Source organism: Streptomyces sp. NPDC034111, from assembly GCF_055575375.1.
The window spans coordinates 272,870-290,956 of sequence record NZ_JBVIST010000007.1 but is presented as its reverse complement, the minus strand read 5'-3'; the positions used below and the strand labels follow the sequence as shown (position 1 = coordinate 290,956).

Sequence of the window (18,087 nt, the reverse complement as noted above, 5' to 3'; positions counted from 1 at the left end):
TCTCCTTCGGCTCGCTCGTCCGCGTTCGGCCCGCCCGTACGCGCTTACTTACCCGGCACGCGAATGATCAGCGCGTCGCCCTGACCGCCGCCACCACACAGCGCGGCGGCACCCACGCCACCGCCCCGCCGGCGCAGCTCCAGGGCGAGGTGGAGCACGATGCGGGCGCCGGACATCCCGATCGGGTGACCCAGGGCAATCGCGCCGCCGTTGACATTCACCTTTTCGGGCGAGACCCCGAGGTCCTTCATTGACTGCACCGCAACGGCCGCGAAGGCCTCGTTGATCTCGATCAGGTCAAGATCCTGGACGGTCAGGCCCTCCTTGCCCAGCGCGTGGTTGATGGCGTTGGACGGCTGGGACTGGAGCGAGTTGTCCGGGCCCGCGACATTGCCGTGCGCACCGATCTCCGCGATCCACTCCAGGCCCAGCGCCTGGGCCTTGGCCTTGCTCATCACGACCACGGCGGCCGCGCCGTCGGAGATCTGCGAGGAGGTGCCGGCGGTGATCGTGCCGTCCTTGGCGAACGCCGGGCGCAGCTTGCCCAGCGACTCGGCGGTGGTCTCCGCGCGGATGCCCTCGTCCTTGCTGAAGAGGACCGGGTCGCCCTTGCGCTGCGGGATCTCCACGGGGGTGATCTCGGCCTCGAAGAGCCCGTTCTTCTGGGCCACGGCGGCCCGCTGGTGGGAGCGCGCGGCGATCTCGTCCTGCTCCGGACGGGCGATTCCCAGCCGGGTGTTGTGCTTCTCGGTCGACTCGCCCATGGCGATGCCCTCGAAGGAGTCCGTGAGGCCGTCGTGGGCCATCGCGTCGAGCATCTCGACGGCGCCGTACTTGAAGCCCTCACGGGACTTGGGGAGCAGGTGCGGGGCGTTGGACATGGACTCCTGGCCGCCGGCCACGATCACGTCGAACTCGCCGGCGCGGATCAGCTGGTCGGCCAGCGCAATGGCGTCGAGGCCCGACAGACAGACCTTGTTGACGGTCAGCGCGGGGACGTTCATGGGGATGCCGGCCTTGACGGCGGCCTGGCGTGCCGGGATCTGCCCTGCGCCGGCCTGTAGCACCTGGCCCATGATCACGTACTGCACCTGGTCGCCGCCGATGCCCGCCCGGTCCAGCGCCGCCTTGATGGCGAACCCGCCCAGGTCGGCGCCGGAGAAGGTCCGCAGGGACCCCAGGAGCCGGCCCATGGGGGTGCGCGCGCCCGCCACGATTACTGAGGTGGTGCCGTTCGTGCCGTTGGTTTCAGACATGCGATGCGGCCCTTCCTTTGCAGGGAAGTTAACGAGGGTTCCGGTCAATGTACTGAGCGGTAGGCGCCGGGTCACCGGCAAGCAGGTGTGACGGCGCGCACGTTGCGTAACCAGCCGTGCGAGCGGTGCACTGGAGCCATGCTGACGCGAATCGACCACATCGGGATCGCCTGTTTCGACCTCGACAAGACTGTCGAGTTCTACCGTGCCACGTATGGCTTCGAGGTGTTCCACACCGAGATCAACGAGGAGCAGGGCGTCCGGGAGGCCATGCTCAAGATCAACGAGACGTCCGACGGCGGCGCCTCGTACCTCCAGCTGCTGGAGCCGACCCGCGAGGACTCCGCGGTGGGCAAGTGGCTGGCCAAGAACGGCGAGGGCGTCCACCACATCGCCTTCGGCACCGCGGACGTCGACGGTGACTCCGAGGCCATCCGCGAAAAGGGCGTACGGGTCCTCTACGACGAGCCGCGGAAGGGCTCGATGGGCTCCCGGATCACCTTCCTGCACCCCAAGGACTGCCACGGAGTGCTCACCGAACTCGTCACCGCCGCGCCCCCTGCCGCGACGGACCACTGACCTTCACCTTCCCCGGCCGGTAGAGTGCAGCTTCGGCCGGGGTACGGGAATGGGGCTCGGCCCATACTCTGCCGATGATCTGACACCATTTCTTCGGAAGGGGCGGCTCCAATGGGCGTGAGTCCGTACGACGTGACGTGTACGGGACGACCGCTGCAAGGACCGGAGCCGGCCGCCACCATGACCAGGGGACGGATGGGACCGCGCAGTGCGGGGCAACGACCGCTACGAGGCTGACGACCACCTCTCGCAGTTCGAAGCCGAGATGGAGCGGCTGAAGACCGAGCGGGACAAGGCCGTCCAGCACGCCGACGACCTCGGCTACCAGGTCGAGGTGCTGCGCGCCAAGCTGCATGAGGCGCGCCGCAACCTCGCGACCCGCCCTGCCTACGACAACCTCAGTCACCAGGCCGAACAGCTGCTGCGCAATGCGCAGATCCAGGCGGACCAACTGCGTTCGGACGCCGAGCGCGAGCTGCGCGAGGCGCGGGCCCAGACCCAGCGGCTGCTCCAGGAGCAGGCCGAGCGGCAGGCCCGGCTGGAGGCCGAGCTGCACGCCGAGGCGGTCAGCCGCCGCCAGCGCCTCGACGAGGAGCTCAACGAGCGCCGGCAGACCGTCGAATCGCATGTCAACGAGAACGTCGCCTGGGCCGAACAGCTGCGTGCCCGTACGGAGTCGCAGGCCCGCCGGCTGATGGAGGAGTCCCGGGCGGAGGCCGAGCAGGCGCTGGCGTCCGCGCGGGCCGAGGCCCAGCGGCTGGCCGACCAGGCCCGGGAACGGCTGGGCACGGCGGCGGAAGAGGCCCGCGCCGAAGCCGAATCCATCCTGCGCCGGGCGCGTACGGACGCCGAGCGGCTGCTGACCGCGGCCTCCAACCAGGCCCAGGAGGCCACCGATCAGGCCGAGCAGCTGCGTACCAGCGCCGGCTCCGAATCGGAGGAGGCCCGCCGGCAGGCCGCCGAGCTGACCCGCGCCGCGGAGGCCCGGATCCAGGAGGCGGACACGGCGCTGCGCGAGGCGCGCGCCGAGGCCGAGAAGCTGCTGGAGGAGGCACAGCAGAGCGCCGGCAAGCGGCTGTCGGCCGCCGAGTCGGAGAACGAGCAGCGCACCCGTACGGCCAAGGCGGAGGTCGCCCGGCTGGTGGCCGAGGCCACCAAGGAGGCCGAGGCGGTCAAGGCCGAGGCCGAGCAACTGCGCGCCGACGCCCGCACGGAGGCGGAGCGGCTGGTCGCCGAGGCGCAGGAGGCCGCGCGCTCGAAGGTGGCGGAGGACTCCGCGGCACAGCTGGCGAAGGCCGCGCGGTCCGCCGAGGAGGTGCTGACCAAGGCGTCGGAGGACGCCAAGGCCACCATCAAGGCGGCCACCGAGGAGGCCGAACGGCTGCGCAGCGAGGCCGAGTCCGAGGCGGACCGGCTGCGCGAGGAGGCGCATGACACCGCGGCCCAGCTCAAGGGCGCCGCGAAGGACGACACCAAGGAGTACCGCGCCAAGACCGTCGAGCTCCAGGAGGAGGCGCGGCGGCTGCGCGGGGAGGCCGAGCAGCTGCGGGCGGACGCGGTCGCCGAGGGCGAGCGGATCCGCAGCGAGGCCCGCCGGGAGGCGGTCCAGCAGATCGAGGAGGCGGCCGGTACCGCCGAGGAGCTGCTGTCCAAGGCCAAGTCGGACGCCGAGGAGACCCGTTCGGGTGCCGTCTCGGAGAGCGAGCGGGTACGGACCGAGGCCATCGAGCGCGCCACGGCGCTGCGCCGGCAGGCCGAGGACGCGCTGGAGCGGGCCCGTGCGGAGGCCGAACAGCTGCTGACCGAGGGCGCCGAGGCCGCCGAGCTGGTCACCACCGAGGCCGAGAAGGCCGCGGCCAAGCTGCGCGCGGAGGCCGAGGAGGCCGCCGAGGAGCGGCGCGCCGAGGCGCAGGCGGAGCTGGACCGGCTGCGCAGCGAGGCGGAGGACAAGGTCACCGCCGCCGAGGAGTCGCTGCGCGAGGCCCGCGCGGAGGCCGAGCGGCTGCGCAGGGAGACCCAGGAGGAGGCGGCCCGCCTCAAGGCGGAGGCCGCCGAGCGGCGCCGGACGCTCCAGCAGGAGGCCGAGGAGGAGGCCGAGCGGCTGCGCGCGGAGGCCGCCGCGGACGCCTCGGCGGCGCGCTCCGAGAGCGAGTCGGTGGCCGTACGGCTGCGCAGCGAGGCGGCGGCCGAGGCGGAGCGGCTGAAGTCGGAGGCGCAGGAGACCGCGGACCGGGTGCGCGCGGAGGCGGCGGCCGCCGCGGAGCGTACGGGTACCGAGGCGGCGCAGGCGCTGGCCGAGGCCCAGGAGGAGGCCGCGCGGCGGCGCCGGGAGGCCGAGCAACTGCTGGGCGAGGCCCGCGAGGAGGCCCACCAGGAGCGCACCGCGGCCCGCGAGCAGAGCGAGGAGCTGCTGGCCTCGGCCCGTAACCGGGTGAGCGAGGCGCAGACGGAGGCCGAGCGGCTGGTCGAGGAGGCGGACCGGCGGGCCGGCGAGCTGGTGGCGGCGGCCGAGCAGACCGCGCAGCAGGTGCGGGATTCCGTCGCGGGGCTGCACGAGCAGGCCGGTGAGGAGATCGCCGGGCTGCGGTCGGCGGCCGAGCACGCCGCGGAGCGCACCAAGGCGGAGGCCCAGGAAGAGGCCGACCGGGTCCGCAAGGACGCCTACGACGAGCGGGAGCGCGCCTCGGAGGACGCGGCGCGGATGCGGCAGGAGGCGCAGGAGGCGACCGAGGCCGCGAAGTCCCTCGCGGAGCGGGCGGTTTCCGAGGCCATCGAGGAGGCCGAGCGGCTGCGCACCGAGGCGGCCGGGGTGGTCGACGAGGCGCGCCGGGACGCGCATACGGCGCGTACGGAGGCCGCCGAGCAGGCCGACCGGCTGGTGTCGGAGGCGACGGCGCAGGCCGAAAAGCTGGTCGCGGACGCCACGGCGAAGGCGCAGCAGCTGCGGACCGACGCCTCCAACGCACTGGCGTCGGGCGAGCAGGACGCGGCGCGGGCCCGTGCGGAGGCGCGCGACGACGCGAACCGGATGCGTTCGGACGCCGCGGAGCAGGCGGACCGGCTGCTGGCCGAGGCGCGGACCGAAGCCGAACGGATCGTCACCGAGGCGACCGAGCTGACGTCTTCGGCGCAGGACGACGCGGACCGTACGGTCGCCGAGGGCCGGGAGGCCGCCGAGCGGCTGCGCACCGAGGGCGAGCAGCAGGCCCGCTCCCTGGTGGCGGAGGCGACCGAGACCGCCGAGCGGCTGCGGACCGAGGCCGCCGAGGTGCTGGAGAAGGCCCGTACGGAGGCGGAGCGCACCGGCGACCAGGCGCGCGAGGCGGCCAACAAGACGCGTTCGGACGCCGCGGAGCAGGCCGACCAGCTGATGTCGGAGGCCGCGACCGAGGCGGAGCGGCTGCGTACGGAGGCGGCGGAGACCACCGCGGACGCCGAGCGGGACGCCGACCGCACCCGGGCCGACGCCCGCGAGCAGGCGGACCGGATGCTCGCGCAGGCCACCGCGGAGGCGGACCGGCTGCGGGCCGAGGCGGCCGAGACGGTCACCGCCGCGCAGGAGCACGCCACCCGCACCCGCAGCGAGTCCGCGAAGATCAAGGAGGACGCCGAGGCCGCGGCCGAGCAGACCCGCAGCGAGGCCCAGCAGGAGGCGGACCGGCTGCTCGACGAGGCCCGTAAGGACGCCGCCAAGCGCCGCGGGGACGCCGCCGAGCAGGCCGACCAGCTCGTCGCCAAGGCCCAGGAGGAGGCGCTCAAGGCGGCCACCGCCGCCGAGGAGCAGGCCGACACGATGGTCGCGGCGGCCCGCAAGGAGGCCGACCGGATCGTCACCGAGGCGACCGCCGACGGCAACGCCCGGGTGGAGAAGTCCCGTACCGACGCGAACACGCTGCTGGAGGAGGCCCGGCGCGACGCCACCGGCATCCGGGAGCGCGCCGAGGAGCTGCGCCAGCGGATCGAGTCCGAGGTCGAGGAGCTGCACGAGCGGGCCCGCCGGGAGTCGGCGGAGGCGATGAAGAACGCCGGCGAGCGGGTCGACAAGCTCATCGCGCAGGCCACCGCCCAGCAGGTGGAGGCCGAGGAGAAGGCCGACCAGATGATGGCGGACGCGAACAGCGAGGCGAGCAAGGTCCGGATCGCGGCGGTGAAGAAGGCCGAGGGCCTGATCAAGGAGGCCGAGAACAAGAAGGCCGCGGCGGTGCGCGACGCGGAGCGGATGCGCAACGAGGCCACGGCGGAGGCCACCCGGATCGTGGACGAGGGCAAGCGGGAGCTGGAGGTCCTGGTGCGCCGGCGCGAGGACATCAACGCCGAAATCTCCCGTGTTCAGGACGTTCTGGAAGCCCTGGAGTCGTTCGAGGCACCCGGCGGGGGCGGCGGAGAGAAGGGCAATGGGGTCAAAGCGGCCGCTGGGGCAGGTGCAACTCGTTCGAGTGGCAAGCAGTCTGAAGGGTAGCCACTCAAATGAGGGGTCATTCTCCAGATCAAACCGGCAATGACTCGATGACACGCCGTTGTGACCCCTAGGATTCTCCTTATCACCTCACCGGTCTCTTCGACAGGAACCCCATGAGCGACACTTCCTCCCCCTTCGGCTTCGAGCTCGTGCGGCGTGGGTACGACCGCGGTCAGGTGGACGACCGCATCACGAAGCTCGTCGCCGACCGCGACAGCGCGCTGGCCCGCATCACGTCGCTGGAAAAGCGGATCGAGGAGCTGCACCTCGAGACGCAGAACGCCCAGGCGCAGGTCAATGACGCCGAACCGTCCTACGCGGGCCTCGGTGCGCGCGTGGAGAAGATCCTCCGTCTCGCCGAGGAGGAGGCCAAGGACCTGCGCGAGGAGGCCCGCCGGGCCGCCGAGCAGCACCGCGAGCTGGCCGAGTCGGCCGCCCAGCAGGTCCGTAACGACGCGGAGGCGTTCGCCGCCGAGCGCAAGGCGAAGGCGGAGGACGACGCCGCCCGGGTCGTCGAGAAGGCCAAGGGCGAGGCGTCCTCGCTGCGGGCCGAGGCGCAGAAGGACGCGCAGTCCAAGCGCGAGGAGGCGGACTCCCTCTTCGAGGAGACCCGTGCCAAGGCCGCCCAGGCCGCCGCCGACTTCGAGACCAACCTCGCCAAGCGCCGTGAGCAGTCCGAGCGCGACCTGGCCTCGCGTCAGGCCAAGGCCGAGAAGCGGCTCGCGGAGATCGAGCACCGCGCCGAGCAGCTCCGCCTGGAGGCCGAGAAGCTGCGTACGGACGCCGAGCGCCGGGCCCGCCAGACGGTGGAGACCGCGCAGCGCCAGGCCGAGGACATCGTGGCGGACGCCAACGCCAAGGCGGACCGTATCCGCAGCGAATCCGAGCGCGAGCTGGCGGCGCTGACCAACCGCCGCGACTCGATCAACGCGCAGCTGACCAACGTCCGCGAGATGCTGGCGACGCTGACCGGCGCGGCGGTGGCCGCGGCGGGCGCCCCCGGCGACGAGGAGACCATCTCCCGCGGCGTCCCGGCCCAGCAGAGCCGCTGAACCTCCCCCAGCCAACGCTGGGAGGTGCCCCCAGGAAGGTTTCGCCTCCGTACGACCGCGCCCCCGTCACCGCCACCGCCGGCGGTACGGGGGCGCTGCCGTATCCGGGGTCAGCCGGGCGGCCCCGCCCCGGTGGCAGGCGCCACCGGGCGCACCTAGCGTGCAGTACATGATCGATCTCGAGGGGCTGACCAAGCACTACGGCGACAAGGTCGCCGTGGACCACCTCACCTTCACGGTGCGGCCCGGTATCGTCACCGGCTTCCTCGGCCCCAACGGTGCGGGCAAGTCGACGACCATGCGGATGATGCTCGACCTGGACAACCCGACATCGGGGACGGTCCGGATCGACGGCAAGCACTACCGGCAGCTCCAGGATCCGCTGACGTACATCGGCGCGCTGCTGGAGGCCAAGGCGGTGCACGGGGGCCGCAGCGCCGCCAACCATCTGCTGTGCCTGGCACAGAGCAACGGCATCCCGCGCAGCCGGGTCGGCGAGGTGCTCGAAATGGTGGGGCTGTCCTCGGTCGCGAAGAAACACGCCAAGGGTTTCTCACTCGGTATGAGCCAGCGGCTCGGTATCGCGGCGGCGCTGCTCGGCGATCCGCAGGTGCTGCTCTTCGACGAACCGGTCAACGGCCTCGACCCCGAGGGCATCCACTGGATCCGCAATCTGATGAAGAACCTCGCGGCCCAGGGCCGTACGGTCTTCGTCTCCTCCCACCTGATGAGCGAGATGGCGCTGACCGCCGACCATCTGGTGGTGATCGGGCAGGGCCGGCTGATGGCCGACACATCGATGAAGGACTTCATCCACCAGAACTCCCGGTCCTACGTCCGGATGCGCTCCCCCGAGCAGGAGAAGCTGCTCGATGTGCTTCAGCGCGAGGGGATCCATGCGGTGGCGGTCGGCAACGGCTCGCTGGAGATCGACGGGGTGCCCGCCGACCGGCTCGGCGAACTGGCCGCCGCCCACCAGCTGGCCCTGCACGAGCTGAGCCCCCAGCAGGCGTCCCTGGAAGAGGCGTTCATGCGGCTGACGGCCGGTTCGGTGGAGTACCACGCACACGACGGCGATCCGGTACCGGCGCAGGCCGGCCTCCCGCCGGACACACCCCTTACGGGGGAACCGCAGCCGGCCGGCTGGGGCGCGGACTGGCAGAAGAAGAGGAGCTGACGGATGGCGGCGGTCGGACAGGTCCTCCGGTCGGAGTGGACCAAGATCAGGTCAGTGCGGTCGACGGTGTGGACCCTGGGCATCGCGGTCGTGGTCACCGTGGTGCTGGGCGTGCTGCTCTGCATGCTGGCCAGCAACGACTTCTCCTCGATGCCGCCCCGGGACCGGCTGTCGTTCGACCCCACCAATGTGAGCTTCGCCGGCATGGGCCTGGGTCAGCTCGCGATGATCGTCTTCGGTGTGCTGGTGGTCTCGAACGAGTACAGCACCGGCATGATCCGCGCCTCGCTCGCGGCCGTACCGCAGCGCGGCACCTTGCTCTTCTGCAAGCTGACGGTGGCCACCGCGCTGGTGTTCGTGGTCGGCCTGGCGACCAGCTTCGCGGCGTTCTTCGCCGGCCAGACGGCGCTGGGCGAGAACCTCCGCGCCCACCTCGGCGACCCGGGCGTACTGCGCGCGGTGATCGGCGGCGGCCTCTATATGACCCTGATCGCGCTGTTCTCGATGGCGGTCGCCACGATGCTGCGCAGCCCGATGCTCTCGCTGGGCATCCTGATGCCGTTCTTCTTCCTGATCTCCAACATCCTCGGAAACGTGTCCGCCACGCGGAAGGTCGGCCGCTATCTCCCGGACCAGGCCGGCTCGAAGATCATGCAGGTGGTTCCCCGGGCCGGCGAGGACCTCCCGTACGGCCCGTGGGGAGGGCTGGCGATCATGATCGCTTGGACGGTGGCGGCGTTGATCGGAGGCTACGTCCTCCTTAAGCGGAGGGACGCGTAGGCGCTGCGCTTGGCTGGCTTCCCACGTTTTCGGCTGTCCCGCCGTGGTGGTGTCTCGACGTTGCGCCTGCGGCGGGCGTGGGTTTGTCGGGTGCGGTGACGGTCCTCCGGGGCAGGGTTTCCGGACTGCTTCGCTTTACGTCCGGAAACCCTGCCCCTCCGGCCCGTCCCCTCCCGTGGGTGGGAGGAAGGAAGACCGGTGGGGGTGCCCGTAAGTGGGCGGGTGCACGCTCGTGGATCCAGTCACAGCAACCGGACACGCCCGCCCCCACCGGCCTTTCCCTTCCCCCCCAACGGGAGGGGACGGGCCGGAGGGGCCTTGTTTGTGGACGTAAAGCGAAGCAGTCCACCAACAAGGCCCCGGAGGTCCGTCACCGCACCCAACAACCAACGCCCGCCGCAGGCGCAACGGCGAGCAACAACCACGGCGGGACGGACAAAAACGTGGGAAGGCCCCCGCACCGCGGAACCGTCAACGCCCCGATAGCCTCCTAATCCTCACGGGGGTACGAGAGCGCCTCTGCCCCGAAGCATCTGCGAGGGGCGGAGAATGATCGAGGCAGTCGGCCTGACGAAGCGCTACGGCGCCAAGACGGCCGTGTACAACCTGTCGTTCCAAGTGCGGCCGGGCACGGTGACCGGCTTTCTGGGGCCCAACGGTTCCGGCAAGTCCACGACCATGCGCATGATTCTGGGTCTGGACGCACCGACGTCGGGACATGCCACCATCGCCGGCCGCCCCTTCCGCAACCTCACCAACGCGCCCCGCCAGGTGGGCGCGCTGCTCGACGCCAAGGCCGTGCACGGGGGCCGCAGCGCGCGGCACCATCTGCTCTCGCTCGCCCAGCTGTCCGGTATCCCGGCCCGCCGGGTCGACGAAGTGCTCGGCGTGGTCGGCCTCCAGGACGTGGCGGGCCGCCGTTCCAAGGGCTTCTCGCTCGGCATGGGCCAGCGGCTCGGCATCGCGGCGGCGCTGCTCGGCGACCCGCAGGTGCTGCTCTTCGACGAGCCGGTCAACGGCCTCGACCCCGAGGGCATCCTGTGGGTGCGCAATCTGATGAAGCAGCTGGCGGCGGAGGGACGTACGGTCTTCGTCTCGTCGCACCTGATGAGCGAAATGGCGCTCACCGCCGAGCACTTGATCGTGATCGGCCGCGGGCAGCTGCTGGCGGATATGTCGGTCAAGGACTTCATCTCGGCCAACTCCGCCGATTTCGCCCGGGTACGGACCCCCGACACCGAGCCGGAGCAGCGCGAGAAGCTGACCGTCGCGCTCGGTGAGGCGGGCGGACAGGTCACGCCCGAGCCGGACGGGGCGCTGCGGGTGGCCGGGCTGCCGCTCCCCCGGATCAGTGATCTCGCGCACGGTGCCGATGTCCGGCTGTGGGAGCTGTCGCCGCACCAGGCGTCCCTGGAAGAGGCCTATATGCAGATGACGCAGAGCGTCGTCGACTACCGCTCGACAGCCGATCAGCGCGCCGGTCTCCAGCAGGCCCCCGCCGGGTACGCCCCGCAGGGTGCGCCGCAGGGGTACGGGGGCGGCCCGGGGTACGCGGGTCAGCCCGGTATGCCCGGCCAGGGGCAGCCGAATCCGTATGCGCAGCCGGATCCGTACGGCCGGGCGCCCGGGGGCGCTCCGGGGGCGGGCTATCCGCCGCCGGCGCAAGGTCACCCGTACGGGGGACCCGAGTCGTACGGGGCACCCCACCCTTACGGGCAGCCCCCCGCCGCGCCGATGCCGCCCGCCGCGCCGGCCCCGCAGCCCGCCGACATGCCCACGCCGCAGAACGAGGACGCCCGATGACCACCCCTCAGCAGCAGCCGCAGCCTGAGCCCGGACCGCACGGCGCCGGCGCGCAGCCACAGCCGACGCCGGCCGCACCGCCGATGCCGCCCGCCGCGCCGCCCCAGCCGCAGGCCCAGCCGGCCCAGGAGCAGCCCGCGCCGGCCAAGGAAGCGGGCACGATGATGCTCCAGGCCCAGCCCGCGCCCGGTCAGCCCGCCCCGGCCAAGGAAGCCGGCACGATGATGCTCCAGGCCCAGCCGATGCCCGAGCCGCGGCCGCTCGCGGCGCACGGTCCGGGCAAGGACGGGGGCACGATGATGCTCCAGGCCCAGGCCCAGGCTCAGCCCCCGGCACCGCAGCCGCAGGCCCAGGCACATCCGCAGGCCCCCCAGCCGCAGGCCCAGGCGCCCGCCCCCGCGCAGCCCCACCAGCAGCCCGGCCCCGTCGGCGCGGGTGGCGGCTATGTCTCGCCGATCCCGGTGCGCCCCACCCACCTCGGCCATGCGCTGGCCTCCGAGTGGACCAAGATCCGCTCGGTGCGCTCGACGATCTGGACGCTCGGTGTGATGGCGGTCCTCGTCCTCGGCATCGGCGTGCTGGTCGCCACGTCCGTCTCGACGAACGAGACCATCGGCGCGGTATCGCCGCTCTTCTTCGGGTTCTTCGGGATGCTGCTGGGGATTCTCTGCGTCCTCCCGCTCGGTGTGCTGGTGACGTCTTCCGAGTACGGCACCGGCATGATCCGTACGACCCTGACCGCCTGCCCCGCCCGGGGCCGGGTGCTCGCGGCCAAGGCAATCGTCTTCTTCGGGCTGACCTTCGTGGTCACCACCGTCGTCACCGGACTGGTCGCGCTCGCCGACAGCGCCATGCTCGGTGACCTCAGCAAGGTGGAGCTCACCGGCGCCCAGTGGCTCAAGTCGACCGTGGGGGTCAGCCTTTACGTCGCGTTCCTGGGGCTGCTGGCGCTCGCCGTCGGCTCGCTGATCCGGCACTCCGCGGGCGCGATCACGATCATGATCGGGGTCGTGCTGCTGCCGTTCGTGCTGTCGATGTTCATGCTCACCGAGAGCCTGGACGAGCTGCGGAACTTCCTGCTCGGCTACTCGATCCCCAACCAGCTCACGGTCATGTACGGCAGCAAGTTCCCGTTCGTGGACGGCGGTCCGTCCGGCTGGCAGCCGCTGTGGATCGTGATGGGGCTCGCCGCCGTCGCCCTCGGCGGCGCGTACGCCGCCATGCGGCAGCGCGACGTCTGACGCTCAGTACCTGGGCGCATTCCGGGACCGCTGGAGCCGCGCGCTCCGGCGGTCCCGTGCGTTCCAGCACGCCCGGTGCCAGTGCCTGCGGTCGTCGACGTCGCCGTGCTGCGGCCAGGCGACGACATGCGGGACGCCGGGCGGGATCTCCTGGTCGCAGCCGGGGCAGCGGTAGTGCTTGGCCGCGCCGCCGCCCCCGACCTGCCGTACCACCCAGTCCTCGCCACGCCACTCCTCCGTGGTCTCCCAGCCGCCTCCGAGGGGTCCCCCCATCAGGCCGTTGTGGTCGCCGCCCGTGCGGCCGGCGGGCTTCGCACCGCCGCGCTGGCGGTTTCGACGCGGGGACACAGAACACCTCGGGATGCGTACGGGGTCACGGGATGTCACCAGCGTACGCGGCGGGCCCGCGGGCCTGCGCCGGCACACGGGATTCTGCGATCATCGGGAAATTTCGCGCCAGGCCGTGCCCTTGGCACGTGTCGGCCGTTGTTGCCTGTGAGGGGGAGTCGCGTCGGCTGCGAGGAGGCAGAAGAGCGATGCGCGTTGGGGCTTTCATCCTGGCCGCCCAATTCCCCGGCCAGGGACAGGGGGAAGCACTGCACCGCGCGGTGCGCTCCGCGGAGGTCGCGGAGCAGGCCGGACTCGACGATGTCTGGCTGGCGGAACACCACTTCGTACCCTACGGCGTCTGTCCGAACGCCGTGACGCTGGCCGCGCTGCTGCTGGGGCGCACCCGCCGGATCGGCGTCGGGACGGCGGTCAGCGTGCTGCCGACCCAGCATCCGGTGGCGCTCGGTGAGCAGGCCGCGCTGCTCCATCTCACCGCCGAGGGCCGTTTCACGCTCGGTGTGGGCCGCGGCGGTCCCTGGGTGGATCTGGAGGTCTTCGGCTCCGGACTCGCCGCGTACGACCACGGCTTCCCCGAGTCGCTCGATCTGCTGCTGCGCTGGCTGCGCGAGCCCCGGGTCGGCGCGCAGGGCGAGCGCTACGCCTTCCGGGAGGTGGCGGTCGTACCGCGGCCGGATCAGGCGCTGGGCGATCCGGACGACCCGTGCGCCGGTCCGACGGGCCCGCCCGTGGTGGTGGCGTGCACCTCCCCCGCGTCCGTACGGACGGCCGCCGAGCGCGGACTGCCGATGCTGCTGGGTATGCACTGTGGCGACGAGGAGAAGGCCGAGATGGTGGCGCTGTGGCGGACCGCAGCGCGGGAGGCCGGCCGGGACGGCGACGAGATCGCCGCGGCCGCGCATGTCTCGGCGGGGGTGGTGCAGATCGCCGATGGCAGGGCCGCCGCGACCGAGACCCTGACCAAGGCGATGCCCGGCTGGCTACGGCAGGGGCTGGGCGCGCATGTGACGGTCGACGGCCGCTACCGCGCGATGCGCGATCCGCTGGCGTATACGGAGTTGCTGTGCGCGCTGCATCCCGTCGGCCCGCCGCGGCTGTGCGCGGACCGGCTGGCGGCGACCGCGGAGCGCACCGGCATCACCCGCTTCGCGCTGCTGGTCGAGGGCTCCGGCGATCTCGCGGCGACGGAGGAGAACGTCCGCCGGTTGGGCACGGAGGTGCTGCCGCAGCTGGGGTGAGCAACGGGGCGTGGTCGTGCGGTGGTGCTGCCGCTGGCGCACGATGTACCACGGGGCGCGCCCAACCCCGCGTACGCAGCGGCAGCAACTCCGATCAGCAGTCGCGGAGTTCAGGCGACTGGTTCAGCAGCTGGCCCCGGATCGAGGTGAATTTGGCCAGGCGGTCGTCCACCGCCGGGTCGAGCGGGAAGACCGCGACCCGGTGGCAGTTCTGGAAGGCGAGCCGCACACCGAAGTGGCGCTCCAGCGAACCACGGATGGCGTCACTCGCCAGTGCGCGCAGCAGCTGGCCGCGCGCCTGCTCGTCCGGCGGCGGCGTCTGATTGTCGGCGAACTGTCCGCCGTCGACCTTCAGCTGGGCCACCAGAGAGCTGATCATCTCCCAGGCAAAGGGCAGGGAGTTCCGGACGCAGTCGACAAATGCGGCTTCGTCGACCTCGCCTCGCTCGGCCTGTTCGAGGAGGGCCGGTGAGACGTCGAGCGACATGAGGTTCTCCTCTCGCGGCCCCGCCGGGACGGACGGGGCCTAGGGACGGGACTAGGGGTTCCGCGACGGAGCGTGTTCGCCTCACAACCCCCCGCTTCAACGGTATGCCGCGCAAGAGGCCCGCACCAGGAGATTGCACATACAACCGGCCAATGGCGAACGCCGGGGGTGCGGGGATTTCCGCCGTAAAGGCCCCCCGGTCCAGGGCGAATCGCGTCGGGGGCCTCCGGTCGAGTAGCGTGACGCCCCATGCGTCTCGTCATCGCCCGCTGCTCCGTGGACTACGCGGGCCGGCTCACTGCCCATCTCCCCTCCGCCCCTCGCCTCATCCTGGTGAAGGCGGACGGCTCCGTCTCCGTTCACGCGGACGACCGGGCCTACAAACCCCTCAACTGGATGTCCCCGCCCTGCACTCTCAAGGAGGGCGACGGGGATGTGTGGACGGTGGAGAACAAGGGCGGCGAGAAGCTGATCATCACGCTTGAGGAGGTCATGCACGACTCCTCGCACGAGCTCGGCGTCGACCCGGGGCTCATCAAGGACGGTGTGGAGGCCCACCTTCAGGAACTGCTCGCGGACCGGATCGAAACCCTCGGCGAGGGCTACTCCCTGATTCGGCGTGAATACCCCACTGCCATTGGCCCGGTGGATATCTTGTGCCGGGACGCCGACAGCCAGACCGTTGCCGTCGAGATCAAGCGGCGCGGTGAGATCGACGGGGTCGAGCAGCTCACCCGTTACCTCGAACTCCTCAACCGCGACCCGCACTTGGCCCCGGTCAAGGGGATCTTCGCGGCCCAGGAGATCAAGCCGCAGGCGCGGGTGCTGGCCACCGACCGCGGTATCGGCTGTGTCGTGCTGGACTACGACGCGCTGCGCGGCATCGAGGACGACAAGCTCCGGCTGTTCTGATCCCGGCCGGCTCCGGCGGACCACACAGCGGGGCGGCCCGGTACGCACGTACCGGGCCGCCCGCTGTTTTGCCCGGGTGTCAGGCGGCCGGGGCGCTCTGCGTGCCGGAGGAGGTGCCGCCGCTGTCGCTCGGCGTGCCGCCTTCCGTGGTGCCGGCGGCCGAGGAGGCGGCGGAACTCTGCGACGGGCTCTGGGTCGTCGGGTCGTCGGTGGGGGTGGTCGGCGGATCCGTCGGCTCGTCGGTGGGCGTGGTCGGCGGATCCGTCGGCTCGTCGGTCGGCGTGTGCGTGGGGCGGGTCGGCCGGGAGGTGGGCTCGGTGGGCCGTCCGGTCGGCTCGTCGGGACCGGTGGTGGGGTCCGTCGGCCCGGTGGCGGAGTCGGTCGGCGCGCCGCTGGTGGCGGGGCCGCTGGTCGACGGGGAGGGGCTGGCGGAACGGCCGGTGCTGCCGGGCCTGGTGCTGCCGGAGCCTGCGGTCGGCCGGCCGGAGTCCGTGTCCGGTGCCTCGGCCGGCAGCTCCGGGGTGCTGTCGTCCGTGGTCTGTTCCGTGCTGACCTTGTCGTCGTGGGTGTCGTCGGCGCCGGACATCGCGCCGAGGGTGACGACGGTGCCGAGGACGGCCACCAGCAGCGCCCCGGCGCCCGCGGCGACGAGGTTCCGGCGGCTCCCGCCGAGCACCCGCCGGGCGCCCTTGGCGGTGCTGCCGGCAGCCGCGGCCGGGACGGCGGCGGTGGCGGCGGTCTGCGCGGCGCCCCGGGCGGCGGCCGTGGCCGCGGTGGTCGCCGCGCCCGGCGCCCGCAGCTTGGCGGTCGACACCCCGTCGGGCGGGGTGGCGGCCCGGTCCTTGCGGGCGTCCGGCCGGCGGTCGCCGCCGGGGGCCGCGGCGATCTGCGGGACGGCCGTGGTGGGCGCCGAGGCGGCCCGTGCGCGGTCGGTGACCAGAGCCAGCGCCCGCCGGCCGGCCACCGCGCCATTGCGGTCCGAGAGGACCCCGCGCAGCCCGATGGACGCCTCCAGCTCGGCGCGCGCCCGGTCGAGGCTGCCGGTGCACAGCGCCAGCACGCCCAGCTCATGGTGGAAGTAGGCCTCTTCGGCGACCTCCCCGGCGAGCCGCGCGGCCTCCTGGCCGTGCCGCAGGCTGCGCTCCCAGGCGCTCCAGTGCAGCGCAGCGGCGAACGCGGGGGCGGCCGTACGGGCCAGGAGCACGGCAGCGCTGGCGTGCCCGCTCTCCCGGCTTCCGGTCAGCACGCTCATGGCGGCCAGCGCCACATCCGCCTCGGCGGCGGCCCGCTCGGGGGTGACCGAGGGGTGCCCGGCCCACCAGGCGTAGTGCTGGGCGGCGGTGTGGGCGCGGGCGGCGGCACCCTCGGCGTAGCCGGCCGCGGTCAGCTGGTCCAGGACGGTGGCGGCGAGCCGGTAGTGGCTGCCGACGGGGGTGATCAGTCCGCAGGCCAGCAGCTCGCCGAGGGCGGCGTCGGCGTGGGTGTCCTCGGTGAGGGCCGGCAGATGCGCCTGGTGCGGCAGTTCGCCGCCGAGCGCGACGGCGAAGCGCAGGGTTTCGCGGGCGGACTCGCTCAGCCGGGAGGCGAGCAGGGGGGCGGGGGCGGCGGCCTCGCCGAGCGACGGCAGCGTCGGCTCGGAGCGCTCACCGGCCTCGGCGTCGCTGCCGTCGGTGCCGTCCGTCGCCGGCTGCTCCGCGGGGAACATGCCGTAGCCGTCGTCGAGGGCGCCGGGCCGGGTGGTCGTCCGCTCGCGCTGCCGCAGCAGGGCGGCGGCCTGCACAAAGCGCAGCGGCAGCCCCTCGGACTCGAACCAGAGGTCGGCGGCCCAGGCCTCCTCGTCGTCGGTCAGCGGCCGGTCCACGGCGCGCTCCAGCATCCGTACGCAGCCCTCCCGGCCGATGCCGCCGAGGAAGACCTCTTCGAGGTGCGAGCCGGCGCTGGGGGCCGCGACGTCGGGGGTCGCGGAGATCAGGAAGGCGCACTCGGGGGTGGCGTCCAGCAGCTCGTCGAGCGCGGCACCGCCGAACTCCAGGTCGTCCAGGACGACGATCGCGCCGATCTCGGCGGCCATACGCAGCAGCTCGGGCCGGTCCGGGCGGTGCTGCGGGGCCCGGTGGACCGAGGCGAACAGTGCGTACAGCAGGTCGGTGGCGGTGCGGTGGTAGCCGGAGAGCCGGATCACGCCGTCGGGGGCGAGGTCGGCGCAGGAGGTGGCGACGGCGTCCAGCAGCCGGGTGCGGCCCGAGCCGGAGGGGCCGGTGACGCGTACCGAGCGGCCGCGGGAGAGCAGCCGGACCAGGCGCTCGACGTCCTCGGTGCGCTCTTCGAGCTCGGTGGCGGGGCCGGCGGAGCCGGGCGGGCCCGGGGGCAGCGGGGGCGCTGCGGCGCGGGCGGCCGCGGCGCGCTCCTGCGGATCGAGCTTTCCGGGGGCGGCGGGGCGCTCTCCGGGCGGGCAGGGTGCTATCTCGCTGCCGTCGACCGGGTTGACGGTGACGAGGTAGGGGCCCGAGACCAGCCGGACGACGCGGGCGAGCCCCCCGGAGCCGCCCTGCGGGCCGCCGAACGCGGGGGCCGGCGGCCGGGCAGGGGTGTCCTGCTCGCCGTACTCCTCGGATCCCCGGTGAGTGTTCGGGTCCATGCTGCAAGCTCCCAGGTGCTTCGTTCCGCTCCGCCTCCGCAGGCAGCTCCACCCGCAGGGCGGAGCGCCGTGCCGGATGCGCTCCCGCGTCCGCACTCCGCCGGCTCCGGCAGGTCG

General features: G+C 72.8%; 13 protein-coding genes. 9 read left to right on the top strand and 4 right to left on the bottom strand.

Going from position 1 to position 18,087, the window contains the following annotated elements; genetic code table 11:
* Positions 1-44: 44 nt before the first annotated feature.
* Positions 45-1,256 (bottom strand): acetyl-CoA C-acetyltransferase, encoded by a 1,212-nt coding sequence (locus ACZ55A_RS19565; protein WP_468841399.1) that lies wholly within the window; start codon positions 1,254-1,256, stop codon positions 45-47.
* A 138-nt stretch (positions 1,257-1,394) separates the two neighbouring features.
* Between ACZ55A_RS19565 and mce the strand changes: the two genes are divergently transcribed.
* From mce to ACZ55A_RS19530, 7 genes are all read left to right on the top strand, one after another.
* Positions 1,395-1,835: a methylmalonyl-CoA epimerase gene (gene mce / locus ACZ55A_RS19560; protein ID WP_468841397.1), complete on the top strand. Its 441-nt coding sequence runs from the start codon at positions 1,395-1,397 to the stop codon at positions 1,833-1,835.
* A 208-nt stretch (positions 1,836-2,043) separates the two neighbouring features.
* Positions 2,044-6,294, top strand: coding sequence for a polarized growth protein Scy (gene scy, locus ACZ55A_RS19555; protein ID WP_468841395.1), 4,251 nt, complete (start codon positions 2,044-2,046; stop codon positions 6,292-6,294).
* 113 nt (positions 6,295-6,407) lie between these two features.
* Entirely contained in the window at positions 6,408-7,346 is a 939-nt protein-coding gene (locus ACZ55A_RS19550; RefSeq protein WP_468841393.1) for a cellulose-binding protein, read from the top strand.
* A 169-nt stretch (positions 7,347-7,515) separates the two neighbouring features.
* Positions 7,516-8,523 (top strand): ABC transporter ATP-binding protein, encoded by a 1,008-nt coding sequence (locus ACZ55A_RS19545; protein WP_468841391.1) that lies wholly within the window; start codon positions 7,516-7,518, stop codon positions 8,521-8,523.
* Between the two features lie 3 nt (positions 8,524-8,526).
* Positions 8,527-9,303, top strand: coding sequence for an ABC transporter permease (locus tag ACZ55A_RS19540; RefSeq protein WP_468841389.1), 777 nt, complete (start codon positions 8,527-8,529; stop codon positions 9,301-9,303).
* Between the two features lie 549 nt (positions 9,304-9,852).
* Positions 9,853-11,106, top strand: coding sequence for an ABC transporter ATP-binding protein (locus ACZ55A_RS19535; RefSeq protein ID WP_468841387.1), 1,254 nt, complete (start codon positions 9,853-9,855; stop codon positions 11,104-11,106).
* A complete protein-coding gene (locus tag ACZ55A_RS19530; protein ID WP_468841383.1) occupies positions 11,103-12,347 on the top strand; it encodes an ABC transporter permease in 1,245 nt (414 codons plus the stop codon). Before ACZ55A_RS19535 ends, ACZ55A_RS19530 begins: the two co-directional genes overlap by 4 nt.
* Before the next feature lie 3 nt (positions 12,348-12,350).
* Here ACZ55A_RS19530 and ACZ55A_RS19525 read toward each other — a convergent pair whose 3' ends face one another.
* The gene (locus tag ACZ55A_RS19525) at positions 12,351-12,695 is read right to left on the bottom strand and encodes an ATP/GTP-binding protein (RefSeq protein WP_468841381.1); all 345 of its coding nucleotides are present in this window, start codon (positions 12,693-12,695) and stop codon (positions 12,351-12,353) included.
* A 188-nt stretch (positions 12,696-12,883) separates the two neighbouring features.
* Here ACZ55A_RS19525 and ACZ55A_RS19520 point away from each other — a divergent pair, with 188 nt between their 5' ends.
* The gene (locus ACZ55A_RS19520; RefSeq protein WP_468841379.1) at positions 12,884-13,933 is read left to right on the top strand and encodes an LLM class flavin-dependent oxidoreductase; all 1,050 of its coding nucleotides are present in this window, start codon (positions 12,884-12,886) and stop codon (positions 13,931-13,933) included.
* 94 nt (positions 13,934-14,027) lie between these two features.
* Here the strand turns inward: ACZ55A_RS19520 and ACZ55A_RS19515 are convergent, their stop codons facing one another.
* A complete protein-coding gene (locus ACZ55A_RS19515; RefSeq protein ID WP_030065560.1) occupies positions 14,028-14,420 on the bottom strand; it encodes an SCO5389 family protein in 393 nt (130 codons plus the stop codon).
* A 249-nt stretch (positions 14,421-14,669) separates the two neighbouring features.
* On the opposite strand from ACZ55A_RS19515, the gene nucS reads away from it, so the two are divergent.
* On the top strand, positions 14,670-15,332 hold the full coding sequence (nucS, locus tag ACZ55A_RS19510) for an endonuclease NucS (protein WP_366419567.1): 663 nt from the start codon (positions 14,670-14,672) through the stop codon (positions 15,330-15,332).
* Between the two features lie 79 nt (positions 15,333-15,411).
* Here the strand turns inward: nucS and ACZ55A_RS19505 are convergent, their stop codons facing one another.
* Positions 15,412-17,970, bottom strand: coding sequence for an ATP-binding protein (locus ACZ55A_RS19505; protein WP_468841376.1), 2,559 nt, complete (start codon positions 17,968-17,970; stop codon positions 15,412-15,414).
* Between the last annotated feature and the right edge of the window lie 117 nt (positions 17,971-18,087).